The 15999-nt window shown below is 68.0% G+C and carries 15 protein-coding genes; 9 read left to right on the forward strand and 6 right to left on the reverse strand.

What is annotated here, in order from left to right; translation table 11 throughout:
• Window positions 1-51: 51 nt before the first annotated feature.
• Both OHA70_RS01830 and OHA70_RS01835 read right to left on the reverse strand, forming a co-directional pair.
• A complete protein-coding gene (locus tag OHA70_RS01830; protein ID WP_328327779.1) occupies window positions 52-2793 on the reverse strand; it encodes a Calx-beta domain-containing protein in 2742 nt (913 codons plus the stop codon).
• 262 nt (window positions 2794-3055) lie between these two features.
• Window positions 3056-3973: an alpha/beta fold hydrolase gene (locus tag OHA70_RS01835; RefSeq protein ID WP_328327781.1), complete on the reverse strand. Its 918-nt coding sequence runs from the start codon at window positions 3971-3973 to the stop codon at window positions 3056-3058.
• An 18-nt stretch (window positions 3974-3991) separates the two neighbouring features.
• Here OHA70_RS01835 and ligD point away from each other — a divergent pair, with 18 nt between their 5' ends.
• The 4 genes from ligD to OHA70_RS01855 all read left to right on the forward strand — a co-directional run bounded on the left by ligD (window position 3992) and on the right by OHA70_RS01855 (window position 6379).
• On the forward strand, window positions 3992-4918 hold the full coding sequence (gene ligD, locus OHA70_RS01840; protein ID WP_328327783.1) for a non-homologous end-joining DNA ligase: 927 nt from the start codon (window positions 3992-3994) through the stop codon (window positions 4916-4918).
• Between the two features lie 81 nt (window positions 4919-4999).
• Window positions 5000-5629, forward strand: coding sequence for a TetR/AcrR family transcriptional regulator (locus OHA70_RS01845; RefSeq protein WP_328327785.1), 630 nt, complete (start codon window positions 5000-5002; stop codon window positions 5627-5629).
• Between the two features lie 103 nt (window positions 5630-5732).
• A complete protein-coding gene (locus tag OHA70_RS01850) occupies window positions 5733-5960 on the forward strand; it encodes a DUF3107 domain-containing protein (RefSeq protein ID WP_328327787.1) in 228 nt (75 codons plus the stop codon).
• A gap of 140 nt (window positions 5961-6100) precedes the next feature.
• Entirely contained in the window at window positions 6101-6379 is a 279-nt protein-coding gene (locus OHA70_RS01855; protein ID WP_328327789.1) for a GlsB/YeaQ/YmgE family stress response membrane protein, read from the forward strand.
• Between the two features lie 66 nt (window positions 6380-6445).
• On the opposite strand, the gene OHA70_RS01860 is transcribed toward OHA70_RS01855, so the two are convergent.
• Window positions 6446-7120, reverse strand: a complete 675-nt coding sequence (locus tag OHA70_RS01860) for a ferritin-like fold-containing protein (RefSeq protein ID WP_328335020.1) — start codon at window positions 7118-7120, stop codon at window positions 6446-6448.
• 322 nt (window positions 7121-7442) lie between these two features.
• Here OHA70_RS01860 and OHA70_RS01865 point away from each other — a divergent pair, with 322 nt between their 5' ends.
• Window positions 7443-9467, forward strand: coding sequence for a DEAD/DEAH box helicase (locus tag OHA70_RS01865; RefSeq protein ID WP_328327791.1), 2025 nt, complete (start codon window positions 7443-7445; stop codon window positions 9465-9467).
• A gap of 117 nt (window positions 9468-9584) precedes the next feature.
• The gene (locus OHA70_RS01870) at window positions 9585-10556 is read left to right on the forward strand and encodes a DUF4349 domain-containing protein (RefSeq protein ID WP_328327793.1); all 972 of its coding nucleotides are present in this window, start codon (window positions 9585-9587) and stop codon (window positions 10554-10556) included.
• A 20-nt stretch (window positions 10557-10576) separates the two neighbouring features.
• Here the strand turns inward: OHA70_RS01870 and OHA70_RS01875 are convergent, their stop codons facing one another.
• Window positions 10577-11326 carry a ParA family protein gene (locus tag OHA70_RS01875; RefSeq protein WP_328327795.1) on the reverse strand — a complete coding sequence of 250 codons (750 nt, stop codon included), beginning with the start codon at window positions 11324-11326 and terminating at the stop codon, window positions 10577-10579.
• Window positions 11327-11433: 107 nt separating this feature from the next.
• Here OHA70_RS01875 and OHA70_RS01880 point away from each other — a divergent pair, with 107 nt between their 5' ends.
• Window positions 11434-12291, forward strand: coding sequence for an alpha/beta fold hydrolase (locus OHA70_RS01880; RefSeq protein ID WP_328327797.1), 858 nt, complete (start codon window positions 11434-11436; stop codon window positions 12289-12291).
• A gap of 213 nt (window positions 12292-12504) precedes the next feature.
• Here the strand turns inward: OHA70_RS01880 and OHA70_RS01885 are convergent, their stop codons facing one another.
• Window positions 12505-13566: a hypothetical protein gene (locus OHA70_RS01885; protein WP_328327799.1), complete on the reverse strand. Its 1062-nt coding sequence runs from the start codon at window positions 13564-13566 to the stop codon at window positions 12505-12507.
• The gene (locus OHA70_RS01890) at window positions 13563-14069 is read right to left on the reverse strand and encodes an RNA polymerase sigma factor (RefSeq protein ID WP_328327801.1); all 507 of its coding nucleotides are present in this window, start codon (window positions 14067-14069) and stop codon (window positions 13563-13565) included. Before OHA70_RS01890 ends, OHA70_RS01885 begins: the two co-directional genes overlap by 4 nt.
• A gap of 300 nt (window positions 14070-14369) precedes the next feature.
• On the opposite strand from OHA70_RS01890, the gene OHA70_RS01895 reads away from it, so the two are divergent.
• Both OHA70_RS01895 and OHA70_RS01900 read left to right on the forward strand, forming a co-directional pair.
• Complete coding sequence (locus tag OHA70_RS01895; RefSeq protein WP_328327803.1) at window positions 14370-15167, forward strand: ABC transporter permease; 798 nt, start codon at window positions 14370-14372, stop codon at window positions 15165-15167.
• Window positions 15160-15999, forward strand: a complete 840-nt coding sequence (locus OHA70_RS01900; protein ID WP_328327805.1) for an ABC transporter permease — start codon at window positions 15160-15162, stop codon at window positions 15997-15999. Before OHA70_RS01895 ends, OHA70_RS01900 begins: the two co-directional genes overlap by 8 nt.

Here is a 15999-nt window from a genome sequence, read left to right on the forward strand (position 1 = left end):
CGGCGCCCACCCTTTGGGAGGTGGTGGACGCCGCCGGTTCGGTGGGGTCGGTCAGTCGTTGTCGGTGATGGTTCCGGTCAGGGTGACCGGGACCTTGTAGTCGACGCCCTCGACCGAGACCACGGTGACGCCGAAGGTCTCGGTGGGTTCCTTGACCTTGTCGTCGATCAGCTTGACCTCGATGTCGGCGGCCGTCTGGCCGGGCTCGATCTGGCCGTAGACGGAGGTGATCGGGTCCTGGGTGCCGTCATCGTCCGGCGCGCTGAAGTCCTTGCGGATCACCGCGGTGCCGCTCTTCAGGTCAGCACCGATCCAGACGAACTTGTCGCTCGGCGCGGACAGCTTGAGCGGGAACTTGATCGTGCCCGCGTTCTCGGCCGCCGTCGCCGAACCGATCGTCAAGGTCGGCGTCGGGTCGTCGTCGATCACCTCGGCGTTGCCGATGGACTGCCCGAGCAGTGCGTCGTGCGGCACCGACAGCACCAGGCCGAAGGGGGTGTCGTAGCTGTCCCGGGTGTTGCCCGTGACCGCTACGGTCACCTTCTGCTTGGTCTGACCAGGCTTGAAGACCAGGTGCTTGGCGATCGACGTGACCGCCGGGGAGTCGCTGTTCGCCTCGGCGTACACGGTGATCGGGCGGATGCTCGGCCGTGACAGCGTCACCCAGAAGTCGACGTTCTTGACGCCCGAGTTGCCCTCCTGGATCTTGCCCACGTTGGAGGCCGACACCTGCGGCAGCGTCGACGGCGCCGACAGGCCGAGCCCGGCGGTGGCGAACGCCAGGTCGCTGACGAACACCGAGCCGCTCGCGACCTTGTCGGTCGCCAGCTCGATCGCCCGGACGTCGCGCAGGTCGATCCCCTTCAGCGAGCTGGTCGGGATCCGTACGGTCCGCAGCAGGTTCTTCGGCAGACCGCTGTCATGGGCTCCCGGCATCCGCAGCAGCGCATCACTGACCGCCGACACCGGTACTACGGCCTTGCGGCCATGCCCGTCGACCACCCGGACGCTCAGATCCGTCTTGGGTGCACCCGACGGGTCGGGAGTCGCCCGGAAGGTCAGCGCGGAGTACCGGCGAACGTCCCGCTGGTAGGCGCTGAGCTTGATCCGTACGACGCCGTTCTTGCCGGTCCAGGTGACCTTGGTGACCGCCGTGGTCGGCGTCTTCGAGGCGAGGTACGCCGTGACCCAGTGCGGCGAGTCCGAACCGTTGTCCGTCTTGAGGCAAGCGGGAACAGCAGCAGCACGTTGCGTGGCCTCGTCGACCCCGCCACACACAACCGCCTTGGCGCTGCCCGTGACCGAGCCCTTCGGCAACGCTGCGTCGAGCTTGTTCACGTCACGCCGCGACGCCACCGGAGCCTGCGAAACGACCCGCACGACGGCCTTGCCGGCCGAAGCGGGGTGCGCGTTCGACCCGTCGAGCAGCGGGAGAAGCTTGGTCTCGTGTCCCAGCTGCAGCCGGAAGAAGCCGGCCACATAGGCAGTACCGACAGCCTGTTGCTGCTTCGGCGTCAACCGGCCCGCGTACTTCGCACCACACGGCGCGGCCTTGTCGTTGTCGCTGAACCAGTCGTCGTTCGACGGCGCGACCGACTGGCCCGGAGTCCATTCGGTGTTGAAGAAGTTGTGGTTCGCCCCGAGGACCGTGACGGTCGAGCGGGTCGCGGCGTCGCCGGTCACGGAGTACCGGGTGTCGTCGTAGAACTTCTGCCCCTGCAGATCGGAGACGTCGCCGTCGCAGTACGGCAGGATGACGCTCATCGCGACACCGGGCACAGTGGCCCGGGCGAAGTCGGTCGGGGCGAGCGGCAGGACCGCGCGGATCCCGTACTTCCCTCCGCGATCCGCGTTGAGCACCGCCGCACGCGCGACACCCTCGCCACCGCGCGAGTGACCCATCAGGCCGATGTTGTTGAGGTCGACCTTGCCGACGAACTTCTTGCCGAACGGGCCGCCGCCGACCGTGGACCACTTCTTCCACAGGTCGAGGTGGTCGAGGATCAGCTCGGCCCGAGCCTGCGCGCCGGTGTCGAAGACGCCGCCGTCGTAGGCGTTGATCGCGTTGGCGCTGATCGAGACGACCTGGTAGCCGTTACTGGCGAGCGCCTTCGCCGGACCGTCGTACCCCTTGTAGCTGGGGATCGGCTTCTCACCCTTGGCACAAGGCCACGGCTTGGTGGGCTCTTCGGTCGCGTCGCCGTAACAGACCGAGTGACGGCCGTGCAGGAAGATCACCAGCGGCCGCTTGCCGGCCGCGCCCTTCGGCGAGTAGACCTTGCCGACGACCTCTGACTTCTCGCCGAGCCCGGGCAGGTAGACCGCCTGGTCGCCCAGGTTGTACTCCGCCGTCTCGACCGCATATTTGCCGGTGGCACCGGGATCGACGGCCAGCTTCGGGCCGAGTGGTGCCTTCAGCCAGTCCTTGTCGGTGGTCGCGCCACCGGCCAGGCTCTTGCTCTTCTTCCCGTCGTTCCGGCCCAGATCCCCCGACCAGACCAGCTCGACGTTCTTTGCCTGGAGCAACGACGGGTCGGCGCTGACCAGCGAGACGGTGCGCTGGTCCGCGGACTGCGTCGCCACCCCCACCGGCTCACCGTTCACCGCGATCAGCGGCAGCGCGTTGCGCATCGGCGCCGGCGCGTCCAGCCGCAACGTCACCTGATAGCCGTCGGCTACCGGGCGTACCGTCCAATTCTTGCCTTGGGCAACTGATTGCCCTGGCTCCGGCGGCGCGGCGTGCGCCGGCCCCACCGGGGAAAGCAGCGCTCCACCGAGCAGCGCGACAGCCATCCCCGCTCTTCCGAATACCCGCACAGCGGTCCTCTCGTCAGCAGACAGATCACCTCGACTGACTCCCGGCTTTGGCGGCAGGTTGTCGAGTTCGGCGAAATCGGCAGAAGATCATCCCTGGGGATGATCTTCTGGCCCCCGGCCTGCTACCTGAGTCGGTACCCCCGGCCGTGCCGAACTGTTCGTACGTCAGTCGTCGACTGCCAATAGTGCGGGCTGATCGCCCTGCGAATGTGAGGATCTGATGGCAGGTTGATTGCAGTTATGCGATCAACTGACGGAACGCCCGCGCGACCAGGTCCGGGTGCTCCATCTGCGCGACGTGTCCCGAGTTCGGCAGGTAGAGCAACCGTGCGTTCGGGAAGGTCCGCTGGGCCTTGGTCCGGATCTTCGAGTCGACCAGCCGGTCCTTGCCGCCGTAGATCAGCAGCACCGGGCAAGTCACCTTCGCGGCGTCGGCCCACAACGACCGGCGCGGCGGCGTGAACTGCGAGGCGAGGATGCTACGGGCGGCCTCCAGGGTCGCCTCGGTCCCCCACGTCTGCGTGTCACGGGCGCGCAACTCGGCCTCGTACGCTTCGAGCACCTCCGGTGGCAGCAGCCGCGGCTCACCGAAGATCACCGACAGCGAGGCCTTGAGCCGCCGCTCGAACGGGATCCGCCGGGTCCGCTCCAGTACGGCCTTGCCGAGGCGTGGCGTGGAGATCGCGGTGAACCAGAGCGCGCTGGCCGAGACGCGCGGATGCGGCAGCGCCGGCGACACCAGGGTCAGCGAGGCCACATCGCCCGGTCGCCGCGCCGCGAGTGCCACCGCGGCGGCACCGCCCATCGAATTGCCGAACAGATGCACCGGCTCGTCGAACTCCTTCGTCATCAGCTCGCTGAGCAGGTCCGCCTGCTCGCTGATCCCGCCCATCCCCGCCAGCGGCGGGGTCTGACCGAAGCCCGGCAGGTCCGGCGCGATGCCGCGGATGGTGTCGTTCAGCAGCAGACCGAGCGTCGTCCAGTTCAGCGACGATCCGCCCAGGCCGTGCGCGAAGAGGGCGGGCGGGAGCTTCTCGTCCGCCCCCGGGACGTCTCTGACCAGCAGATCCACACCCGAGACCGGCACTGTCCGTGCAGGCCATTCCTGCGCTCCCCGCGACGCCGAAGCGCCGGTTACTGCCCCGTAACTCTCCATTAGTGCATGGTAGGACGCATGGCGCCGGGACCGAAGCAGCTGACCACTGAGGTTGATGGGCAGACGATGAAGCTCACCAACCTGGACAAGGTGCTGTATCCGCAGACCGGGTTCACCAAGGCCGAGGTGATCGACTTCTACCACCAGGTCGCGCCGCTGCTGCTCCCCCACCTGTCGGACCGCCCGCTGACCCGCAAGCGCTGGCCGGACGGCACCGGAGCGGCGTACTTCTTCGAGAAGAACGCACCCCGCGGTACGCCGGACTGGGTCCGCACGGTGACACTCCCCACCCCAGGTAGTTCCACCGGGCGGGACGAGGCGGAGTTCGTGATCGCCGACGACATCCAGACGATCGTCTGGCTCGCCAACCTGGCCGCCCTCGAGCTCCATGTCCCGCAATGGCGGATCGGGCTGTCCGACACCGGCAAGCACCCGATGGCCGACCTGATCGTCTTCGACCTCGACCCAGGCCCCGGTACGACGATCGTCGAGTGCTGCGACGTCGCACTGGCCCTGCGCGAACTGCTGAACCACTTCGGCCTCGAAGGCTGGCCCAAGACCTCCGGCAACAAGGGCATGCACCTGTACGTCCCGATCGAACCCGCCTCGTCCCGCTCCACCAGCGCCTTCGCCAAGCAATTGGCCGAGCAACTCGCCGAGGCCCTGCCGGAGAACGTCACCGCCAACATGACCAAGGCGCTCCGCCCTGGCAAGGTGTTCATCGACTGGAGCCAGAACGCCAGCGCGAAGACCACGCTGGCGCCGTACTCGCTGCGCGGTGCCGAGGAGCCGCGGGTCTCCACCCCGATCGACTGGGACGAGGTGGCCGGCGCCACCGAGCCGGCCGATCTGACCTTCCTGCCGCACGATGTGCTGGCCCGGATCGACGAGTACGGCGACGTGCTCGAGGGCCTGTACGACGACCCGAAGCCGCTACCGTCGTAGTGGTCAGTACCGGTAGGTAAGATTCGCTTCAACTATTCGGGGGATGTTTGCTCCCGAGCCGCACCACCGAAGGAGCCCGACGTGTCGACGACACCGGAGACCGCGCCCAAGCGTGGCAGCCGCCTGCCGCGGTTGGCCCGCCGCGCGCAGCTGCTCGAGGCGGCCCAGGAAGTGTTTGTCGCGAACGGCTACCACGCCGCCGCGATGGACGACATCGCCGACCGTGCCGGCGTCTCCAAACCCGTGCTCTACCAGCACTTCCCCGGCAAACTCGAGCTGTACCTGGCCCTGCTGGACTCGTCCTGCGAGGCGATCGTCGCCTCGGTCCGCGGCGCGCTGCGCTCGACCGAGGACAACAAGGAGCGGGTCGGCGCGACGATCCACGCCTTCTACGACTACGTCGCCAACGCCCAGGGCGCCTTCCGGCTGGTGTTCGAGTCGGACCTGACCAACGAGCCCGCGGTCCGCGAACGGGTCGACCGGGTCACCCACGCGTGCGCCGAGGCCTGTTCCGAGGTGATCAGCGCGGACGCCGGGCTGAACAAGGAGCAGTCGATGGTGCTCGCGGTCAGCCTGGTCGGGATGGCGCAGGTCAGCGCGCGTTACTGGCTCGCCTCGGACAACCCGACGCTGATGCAGCAGCAGGCCGCCGATCTGGTCGCCAGCCTCGCCTGGCGTGGCATCCGCGGCTTCCCTCGTACCGAAGGCTGAGTTCTGCTCTAGGCGGACGGGTGAGAACCCGGGGTCGGTACCGGATAGGCTCGAATCGGGTACCGGCGAGAGCCGCCGGTCGGAACGTGCCCGGGAGGGTTTCGTGGAGGTCAAGATCGGCGTACAGCACGCCAATCGCGAGTTGGTGCTCGAGAGCGAGCAGAGCCCCGAAGAGGTCGAGAAGGCCGTCGCGGACGCACTGGGTGGCAAGACCGGTCTGTTGCAGCTGACGGACGAGAAGGGCCGCCGGGTGCTCATCCCGGCCGAGAAGCTGGCGTACGTGGAGATCGGCGAGGTCGCGATCCGCAAGGTCGGTTTCGGCGCGATCTGAGAACGTCCGCGTGTCCTGGTTGCGCAGTGCCACGAACCGAGGACGATGAGTCGTAGACCTGTATGACCGGTGGTCCGGTGCGGTGGGTTTAGTACTGGGCACCAGTCGACGGCAGGTCAGTCATCGCTCAAGGAGGAATCGTGGGTTTCTGGGTCTGGATGATCATCGTGAGCCTCATCGCCGGAATCATCTTCGGGCCGCTCGCGCGACTCGTACTTCCGGGCAAGCAGAACATCAGCCTTGGCTGGACCATTCTCGGCGGCGGGATCGGCGCCTTCATCGGCGGTGTGATCGCCTACGCGCTTGGCGTGAAGGACACCAGCGGACCGGACTGGATCCAGTACCTGATCCAGATCATCTGTGCCGCGGTCGTCGTCGCGATCATCTCGTCGCGGAACAGCGGTAAAGCCAGAGTCTGAGCAGGATCGTCACAGCGGCCGCCACCCCGATCAGGGGCAGGCGGCCGCTCTGCGTTTCAGGGGTTTTCAGGCTTGCAGGCCCAGGGCCGTCATCCGAGCGGTGTGGGCTTCGGTCAGGCGGGTGAACATCCGGCCGATCGCGGCCAGGTCGAGGCCGGGGCGATCGACGCTGCCGGCCAGCAGGGCGGCGAGCGGGTCACGGTCGGCTGCGATCCGCTGGGCCTGGCTGAGCGCCTCGCCCACCAGGCGGCGTCCCCACAGAGCGAGCCGGCCACCCAGCTTCGGGTCCTCCTCGATCGCGGCCCGGACCCGGTCCACGACGAACTCGGCCTGGCCGGAGTCGGCGAAGACCTCCAGCACCAGCGCCCGCGTCTCGGCATCGACGTACGCCGCGACCTCACGATAGAAGTCGTTCGCGAGTCCGTCGCCGACGTACGCCTTGACCAGCCCCTCGAGCCAGTCCGACGGCGCGGTGTGGTCGTGGAAGGCGTCCAACGGCGTCACGAACGGCTGCATCGCGTCCATCGGGTCCACCCCGAGGGTGACGAGCCGGTCCCGCAACTGGACGAAGTGGCCGAACTCGGTGGTCGCCAGCTGGGCCAGCTGGGCTTTGTCGTCCAGGGTCGGGGCGAGCTTGGCATCCTCGGCGATCCGCTCGAACGCGGTCAGTTCGCCGTACGCCAGAACTCCCAGCAGATCCACCGCCGCGGCCCGGTAGGCGGGATCATCGAAGGCCGTCATCTCGGTCATGCTGCGCACACTATCGGGCCCGGGCTCGCGGCGGCGGAAAAGCGGCGAAGCGGCCGTGGCGGGTATTCCGGCTACACTGGACCGTGTTTCGCCGGTGACGCGCCCAGATGGGCAGCTGGTGCGAGCCGCTTGCACAGTGTCCCGCGCCGTGAAAAGTAGGGCATTCCACGCCCACCCGGCCACTGATGCAACTGTCCGTACAAGCATGTGAGAGGCGATCAGCCTGACCACCTTCCGAGAGCTCGGCGTCCTGCCCGAGATCTGCGACGCGCTCGACCGCGTCAACATCAAAGAGCCTTTCCCGATCCAGGAGATGACGCTTCCGGTCGCCCTGATGGGCACCGACCTGATCGGCCAGGCTCGTACCGGTACCGGTAAGACCCTCGGGTTCGGTATCCCGCTGCTGCAGCGCACCATCTCCCCCGGCGAAGCCGACTACGAGGAGCTGGCCGCGCCCGGCAAGCCCCAGGCTCTGGTGGTCACCCCGACCCGTGAGCTGACCATCCAGGTGGCCAAAGACCTGGTGACCGCGTCGACCGTCCGTTCGGTCCGCATCCTGACCATCTACGGCGGTGTCGCCTACGACCCGCAGCTCGACCAGCTGAAGGCGGGCGTCGACGTCGTCGTCGGTACGCCGGGCCGGCTGCTCGACCTCGCCAACCGCGGCGTGCTCGACCTGAGCCACATCAAGGTGCTCGTCCTGGACGAGGCCGACGAGATGCTGGACCTCGGCTTCCTGCCCGATGTCGAGCGGATCCTGCGCAAGACCCCCGAGCTGCGGCAGACCATGTTGTTCTCGGCAACGATGCCGTCGGCCGTGATCGGCCTGGCGCGCACCCACATGCGGCACCCGCTGAACATCCGGGCCGAGTCGCACGAGGACACCCAGATGGTCCCGACGACGGCGCAGTTCGTCTACCGGGCGCACGATCTGGACAAGCCCGAGGTGGTCGCCCGGATCCTGCAGGCCGAGGACCGCGGCCGGGTGATGATCTTCTGCCGGACCAAGCGCGAGGCGTCCCGGCTCACCGACGACCTGATCGACCGGGGCTTCCGGGCCGCCGCGATCCACGGTGACCTGAACCAGCAGGCCCGCGAGCGGGCGCTGACCCGCTTCCGCGGCGACAAGATCGACGTGCTGATCTGTACCGACGTCGCGGCCCGGGGTATCGATGTCGAGGGCGTCACGCACGTCATCAACAACACCTGCCCCGAGGACGAGAAGGCCTACATCCACCGGATCGGCCGGACCGGCCGCGCCGGTGCGAGCGGCATCGCGGTCACCTTCGTCGACTGGCCGGACCTGGTCCGCTGGAAGACGATCAACAAGGCGCTCGACCTGCCGTACGACGAGCCGCAGGAGATCTACTCGACGTCGCCCGAGCTGTACCACGACCTCGGCATCCCGACCGAGGCGAAGGGGCGGATCAAGCCGCCGCGCGAAGCCGTCGAGCGGCAGGAGCGCACCGACCGTCCGGCGCGCGGCGACAAGCCGTCCGGGCGACGCGGTGAGCAGGACCGGAACCGGGTCCGCAGCCACGACGGCGACTCCAAGCCGGCGGGCGACGGAGCTGCCGCGCACGGTGGATCGGACCGTCCGGCCCGCAAGCGGCCGAACCGGAACCGTCGCCGCCTGCGTGCGGGTCAGCCTCTCGAGGGTGGCGAGTCGACCGAGCAGAAGCCGGCCGAGCGCAAGACCGACGCCGACGTCACCGCCAAGACCGTGGTGCCGCCGACTGTCGAGTCGTCGACCGAGGCTGCCGAGGGTTCGGCGGTCGAGCGTAAGCCGCGGTCGCGGACCCGGCGTCGTCGTGGGGCCGAGGCTGAGACCGTGACGGCTGAGGCGCCGGTTGTGGCTGAGTCCGCGCCGGTCGAGGCAGCGGCTGAGGCTCCGGCTGAGGTTGCTGAGGCTCCGGCCAAGCGGACGCGGAGCCGTCGGCGTGCGACCGAGCGGTCGGCCGAGTCGAGCGAGACCCAGGCTGTGGTCGAGGCACCTGCCGCGCAGCCCGTGGTTGAGGCACCTGCTGCGGCACCTGTTGACGAGGCGCCGGTGAAGAAGGCGGCTCGGAAGCGGACTGCCAAGAAGGTTGCAGAGCCGGTTGCTGAGCAAGCTGCTGAGCCGGCGGGCGAAGTACAGGCTGAGAAGCCGGTCAAGAAGGCTGCGGCGAAGAAGGCTGCCGCCAAGAAGACCGCGGTCAAGAAGGCGGTGGCCGAAGACGAGGCCGCGCCGAAGAAGTCGACGGCCAAGAAGACCGTGAAGAAAGCTGCGGTGAAGAAGGCCGCGGTGAAGAAGAGCGCGGCCGGTGTGGTCGTGCCGACCTTCACCGCACCTGAGTAGGTTGTGACCGGCGCGTCACCTTCTCGTTCCTGAACGGTGACCGCCGGAGCGCAACGCCCGGCATTTCGCTCCCGTCCCTTCCACGACGGTAACCATCGTGGAGGGAAGGGTGTGGCGATGACGAGGACGCGTACGTCGGCCGCGGTCGCAGGAGTGATCCTGACCGCGGCCGTGCTGTTGTCCGGGTGCGGGGCGAGCGGCAACGACGAGTCGAGCAGCAGTTCGGGGGCAGCGGCCCCGCAACAGGCCGACGGCGCCAGCGACTCCAAGGTCCCGGCCAAGCCCGATGCCGGCGGCAAGGCGGCTCCGGCGGCTCCGGGCAGCGGCGCGGCCCAGCCGAGCGTCACCCGGGCGATCATCAAGACCGGCGCGCTCACCATCGAGACCGATGCCGATGTGAACGGCCAGCGCCAGAAGGCGATCGGCATCATCGCCAGCCTGCGCGGCCAGGTCGCCTCCGAGGACTCCACCAGCAACGAGGACGGCCGGATCACCCAGTCGAACCTCGTCGTGAAGGTGCCGACGGGGTCGTACGAGACCGCGATCGACCGCCTCTCTGACCTGGGCAAGCGGACCGCGATCCATCAGGAATCCAGCGATGTGACCGAGCAGGTGGTCGACGTCGACAGCCGGATCTCATCCCAGCGCGCGAGCCTCGACCGGATGCGCGCACTGCTCACCAAGGCGACCACAATCGGCGAGATCGTCTCCGTCGAGAGCGAACTGACCCGCCGCGAGGCCGATCTCGAGGCGCTGCTCGCCAAGCAGAAGAACCTCTCGTTGCAGACCGAGCTCGCGACTCTCAACCTGACTCTGGCGGAGAAGGGCAAAGCGCCCGAGCCGGCCAAGGCAGAGTCCCACGGCTTCCTGTCCGGCCTGCGCGGCGGCTGGAACGCGTTCACGGCGACCTTCTCCGCGCTGGCGACGGCGGTCGGCGCGCTGCTCCCGTTCCTGATCGCCCTGGCCTTGATCGGCTACCCGATCTGGCGATTCCGCGGCCGCTTCCGCCGTACGCCGGTACCGGCCATCGCCACCGCTGGTACCCCGGCCGGCGGTCCGCCGCTACCGAAACACCCGGACACCCCTTAGCCGGTTTGCCGCTTCGCCGCTTAGAGCAGGGCGCTCGCCACGGCTCGGTAGGCCTTTGCGCCTGCCGAGCGGGGGGCGGTGGTGAGGATCGTCTGGCCGATCGCGGGGGCCTCGGCGAAGCGGATCGACTTCGGGATGGGCGGAGTCAGGACGGTCAGCGCATAGGTTTCGGCGATCGTGTCCAGGACGGCCCGGGCATGGGTGGTGCGGCCGTCGTACAGGGTCGGCAGGACACCCAGTACTTCGAGACCTGGATTGGTCAGCCGCTGGACATCGTGGACCGTGTCCAGCAGTTGGCCGACCCCGCGATGCGCGAGCGTCTCGCATTGCAGCGGGATCAGCACGTCGGTTGCCGCGGACAACCCGTTGACCGTCAGCAGCCCGAGGGTCGGCGGACAGTCGATCAGGATCCAGTCGTACGCCGCTTCGACCGGGCGCAGCGCAGTACGGACCAAGTGCTGTGGATTGCTCTCGGCCGCCAGACTCAGCTCGGCCGCGGCCAGCTCGATCGTCGCGGGCAACAAGTCGGGGCCTTCGTCGGACGGCACGATCACGTCCCGCGCCTTCACCCCGCCGAGCAGGACGTGATGGATGGACTTGTCGAGGTCCTCGGGGTCGAGCCCGACCGAGAACGTCAAGCAGGCTTGGGGGTCCAGATCGACCAGCAGGACCCGCTGGCCGAGCTCGGCCAGGGCAGCGCCGAGCGAGGCAACCGTGGTCGTCTTGGCCACGCCGCCCTTCTGGTTGGCTACCGCAATCGTGCGAGGCACCCGGCCATTGTGCCGCACTGCGGAACGCCCGGCTCTCCGGGGCGAGCCAGAACTTCAATCATTGTTGAGGTCTCAGGGTGATCCGGCCGACCGGATACCGTGGTGCCGTGAGTACGCCACGGACGATGACACTGCCCGACGGGGTTCACCCCGCGACTCTGGAGACCGATCGCGGCTCGTTCGCGACGCTCCAGGCCCAGCCGGATGTCGGCATCCCGCTGGGGACGGTCTTGCTCGTTCCCGGCTGGACCGGGAGCAAAGAGGACTTCACGCCGCTGGTGCACCACTTGGCCCGGTACGGGTGGCGGACGGTGGCCGTGGACCAGCGCGGGCAGTACGAAACGCCGGGCCCGGACGACCCGTCGGCGTACACGCTGGCTGAGTTCGGGGCCGATGTGGTGGCGATGAGCAAGGCGCTGGGTGGCTACAGCCAGTTGGTGGGGCACTCGTTCGGCGGGCTGGTCGCGCGCGAGGCGGTACTGACCGATCCGAGCGTTTTCTCGACGATCACGCTGCTGTGCTCCGGGCCGGGCGCCTTCAGCGACGAGGCGAAGCTGAAGGGTCTGCAGATGCTCGCGTTCGGGCTGGACAGCCTGCCGATCGAGCAGGTGTACGACCTCAAGCTCGAGCACGACGTCAAGGAACCCCGCTTCGTACAGCCTGCCGAGGATGTCGCCGCTTTCCTGCGCAAGCGGTTCATCGGCAACTCCCCGGTGGGGCTGGCGGCGGTCACCCGGCGGCTGATGGACTCCGACGATCGGACCGAGAAGCTGGCCAAGGCGGGCGTTCGCACCCAGGTTGTGTACGGCGAGACGGATGACGGCTGGCCGCTGGCGGTGCAGGACGAGATGGCGAAGCGGCTCGGAGTACGGGCTCAGGTCGTGCCGGACGCCGGTCACTCCCCCGCGATCGATCAGCCTGCGGCGACGGCCCGGTTACTGGTGGACTTCTTCCACAAGCACTGAGGGGATTTTTTAACGACGCGCCGGGCAGAATGGGAGCTGCTGCCCGGCGCGTCCTCAGATCGCCGGCCTGGTGCAACAGGCCTGGCGATGGTCTGGGCGCCAGGGCTGTCTCAACCCGCTGAAAAGATAACCCAGCCGTGAGGTCATCGGGGTTGTCACTCTCAGTCGTTGCTCTCAGTCGTTGCTACTGGCAAACGCTCCCCGGAGAGATTTTCAGCGGACCGGGCGGACGTCGACGGTGAACTCGAAGTTGGCCAAGCCGAGTGGGGCGAAGGCGTCTCTCGCCTTCTCGTCGAGCACCAGCAGGGTCATCGGCACCGTGCCGTCGTCCGGCCCCTGTCCGCCGCCGGCGGTGATGCCGAGATCGTCCCGGCCGGCCAGCAGGTTGTTGACGGAATCGGTGATCCGGTAGTTGTCGGTCAGGCTGACCTTGCCCCGGTAGATACAGAGATTGCCCCGGTAGATCGTCTCGAACGTCTTCCGGAAGGCGTCGAGGTCACCGTGCGCGACGCCGATCGCGAACACCACCGGCGCCTTCCGGCTCCGCCCCTCGGGGTACTTGAGCCGGGTCCCGGAGATCACGTTCTGCTTGGCGTCGAGGAAGTCCTGCACCGCCTTGGCCGAGAAGTTGCTCGGCTTCGACTGCCACCCGCCGGCCGGTGCCGGGCAAGCGATCGCGTCGAGGTTCGACGCCGGCGGCGTCCGGTACGCCGTCTGTTCCTCGACCGTGATCGTCCTGTCCTTCCAGACCCCGACTACGTGCGCGTCACCGACACTGACCCCCTTGATGATCTTCGCGCCGGTCAGCCGGGCCGCGTCGAACCCGATCAGCCTGACCCCGTCCTCGTCGCAGCTCGGCGCTCGCTCGGCGCCCGGGGCGATGACGGGCAGGGTCGTCGCCATGACCTGGCAGTACATCGCGTCCTTGCCGGGCGCGATCACGATCTGACCGTTGACCTCGACTTTGTCGCCGTTGCGCACCAGCAGGTCGTCGGCGGTCGGCTTGCCTGTCGCGGCGGTGCCCTGGGCAATCTGTGGCGTCGCTTGGCTCGCAGGTGGGGCGACGGTCGGCTCGTTGTGGTCCGGAAGGATGGTCAGGGCGGCGGTGGCGATCGCGGCGACGCTGGCCGCGGCCAGGGTCGGTACCAGCCAGCGGCGCTTGGGCTTGGTGCTCATGATCCGGTCGAGGTCCGGTTCGGGGGCGGACGGCTGACTCGCGCGCCACTGGGCGCCGGCCTCCGCCAGCAGGTCGTCGACCTTGTCGGTCGGGTTCATTCGCTGACCTCCAGCAGTGAGCGCAGGCGGGCCCGCGCATCGGAAAGAGTTGATTTGACGGTGCCTTCGGAGCAATCCATCACCGCTGCGGTGTCAGCGATCGACAGGTCGGCGAAGTAGAAGCAGTCCACCGCCAGCCGCTGCCGGGCGGACAAGGTGCCGAGCGCCTGGCCGACATCGACCCGCCCCTCGACATCCGGCCGGGCCACGGCCTCGTCGTGCTCCACCAGCTCCGCGACCGGGCGCACCCGGCGGAGTGCCTTGCGAGCCTGGTCCGCGGTGATCGCGAGCAGCCAGGACGAGGCGGTGCCGCGCGTACCGTCGTACTGGTCGCGTTTGATCCATGCCCGGGTGAGGGCCTCCTGGACGATGTCGTCGCGGTCGGCGCCGACCGCGAGCCGCGCGGCCAGCCTGGCCATCGCGGGCAGGTGCGGCCGCACCCACTCGACGAACCCGGCCCCGTCCGCGGGCGGGGCCTGCGCCGGTACCGGCTCGTTCGTCATCGTCGGCATACCTTGTCTACCCCGGGAACAGCCGTCCGGTTGGGTTGGGGCCCTCCGGCAAGGTCAACGAGAGCGGCCTTGCCAAGTCATGGCCTTGCTTCGTCACAGCCGTGGCTCAATTGAGTTGACCGTACCGCGCGGATCGGCGTACCGTCCGATTCCTTGCCTTGACAATCGGTGCGCTTCGGCGTGCCTGCACAGTGGTGTCCGACCCCCCACCCTTTCCGGATCGGGGGCGGTTCTGCGTGCCACTGGGCCTTCTTCGGACATCGCTGCGACTTGTTTTTCGAAGGAGGTTTCGTGGGCGTTTACTGGGCGATCGCAGTGCGGTCGTTCCGCCGGTTCTCGACGTACCGGATCGCCACCTTGTCCGGCGCCTTCACCAATACGGTGTTCGGCTTCATCTTCTGCGGCGTCTATCTGACGCTGTGGCACACGCGCCCCGGCCTGGGCGGGTACGACACGGCCGACGCGCTCACCTTCGTCTGGCTCCAGCAGGGGCTGCTGCTGCCGGTCGGCATCTTCGGCGCGACCACCACGATCGAGCTCGGCGAGCGGGTCCGCTCGGGTGAGATCGCGGTCGATCTGTACCGGCCGACGCGGCTGATGATCTGGTGGATGTCGGTCGACGCGGGACGGGCTGCGTTCCAGCTGATCGCGCGGGGCGGGCTGCCGCTGCTGGTGGGGGCTCTGGTGTTCGATCTGAGCTGGCCGACTTCGGTGGTGCAGTGGCTGGCGGTTGCTGTGTCGCTGGTGTTTGCGGTGCTGGTGAGTTTTGGGGTCAGGTACCTGGTTGCGCTGTCTGGGTTCTGGATTACTGACTCGCGGGGTGCGGAGGCGGCGGCGCTGGTGCTGTCGCTGTTCTTCTCGGGGGCGACTCTGCCGCTGGTGGTGTTTCCGGGGTGGATCGGCTCGGTTGCTCGGGCGACTCCTTGGGCCGCGACGCTGCAGGTGCCGATCGATGTCTGGCTCGGGCGGAATCCGGGTGGATTGCTTTCTGCGTTGGGATTCCAGTTGCTGTGGATCGTCTTGCTGGGGATGGCTGGATGGGTAGCTACTTCGTTCGCGACGCGGAAGGTGGTGATCGCCGGTGGATGAGTCGTTGCTCAGGTCGTTGCTCGGGTCGTTGCGTAGGGCCCCGGGCCAGTACTGGATGCTGGTGACGATGTGGATCAGATCCTCGATGGTCTATCCGATGTCGTTCCTGTTGAACCTGGCCAGCACGGCGCTGATCACCGCGGGCGATTTCGGCGCGGTACTGCTGATGTTCAGCCACATCGAGTCCTTCGGCGGCTTCAGCCTGGCCGAGATGGCGCTGCTCTACGGTACGACGTCCGCTGCCCTCGGGCTGGCCGATCTACTCACCGGGTCGATCGAGCGAATCGGGCAGCGGATCCGCACCGGCGAGCTGGACGTCTGGCTGGTCCGGCCGGCGCCGGCCTTCATCCAGGCGATCGCCGACAACTTCGCGCTGCGGCGGCTCGGTCGTCCCTTGCAGGCCCTCATCATTTTGGTGCTTGCCATCGGCCACTTGTCGCTCGACTGGACCGTTGCCAAGGGCATCGTTTTGGTGGTGTCGATACTGACCGGGACGATCATCTTCGCCACCATCTTCGTGCTCGGCGCGGCGTTCCAGTTCATCTCGATCGACTCGGCCGAGCTGGCCAACTCGTTCACCTACGGCGGGCAGCAGCTCACGCAGTACCCGCTGTCGATCTTCGGCAAGAACATCGTCCGGGCCGTCACCTTCGTCGTCCCGCTGGCCTTCGTGAACTACTACCCGGTGCTCTACGTGCTGGGCAAACCCGCCCCGCTGGGGCTGCCGTCCTGGATCGGCCTGCTCGCGCCGCTGGTCGCCGCCGTGATGATCACGGTCGCGTCGCTGGCCTGGCGAGGCGGGCTCCGTCGCTACCGCAGTACAGGGAGCTAA

Origin of the sequence: Kribbella sp. NBC_00382, assembly GCF_036067295.1 — a bacterium.
In the GTDB taxonomy this organism is placed as follows: domain Bacteria; phylum Actinomycetota; class Actinomycetes; order Propionibacteriales; family Kribbellaceae; genus Kribbella.

What these genes read in the sequence shown, in the direction of transcription:
- OHA70_RS01830 (WP_328327779.1), bottom strand. Translation starts at nt 2,793, where the DNA reads ATGGCTGTCGCGCTGCTCGGTGGAGCGCTGCTTTCCCCGGTGGGGCCG.
- OHA70_RS01835 (WP_328327781.1), bottom strand. Translation starts at nt 3,973, where the DNA reads ATGGAGAGTTACGGGGCAGTAACCGGCGCTTCGGCGTCGCGGGGAGCG.
- ligD (WP_328327783.1), top strand. Translation starts at nt 3,992, where the DNA reads ATGGCGCCGGGACCGAAGCAGCTGACCACTGAGGTTGATGGGCAGACG.
- OHA70_RS01860 (WP_328335020.1), bottom strand. Translation starts at nt 7,120, where the DNA reads ATGACGGCCTTCGATGATCCCGCCTACCGGGCCGCGGCGGTGGATCTG.
- OHA70_RS01865 (WP_328327791.1), top strand. Translation starts at nt 7,443, where the DNA reads ATGACGCTTCCGGTCGCCCTGATGGGCACCGACCTGATCGGCCAGGCT.
- OHA70_RS01870 (WP_328327793.1), top strand. Translation starts at nt 9,585, where the DNA reads ATGACGAGGACGCGTACGTCGGCCGCGGTCGCAGGAGTGATCCTGACC.
- OHA70_RS01885 (WP_328327799.1), bottom strand. Translation starts at nt 13,566, where the DNA reads ATGAACCCGACCGACAAGGTCGACGACCTGCTGGCGGAGGCCGGCGCC.
- OHA70_RS01890 (WP_328327801.1), bottom strand. Translation starts at nt 14,069, where the DNA reads ATGACGAACGAGCCGGTACCGGCGCAGGCCCCGCCCGCGGACGGGGCC.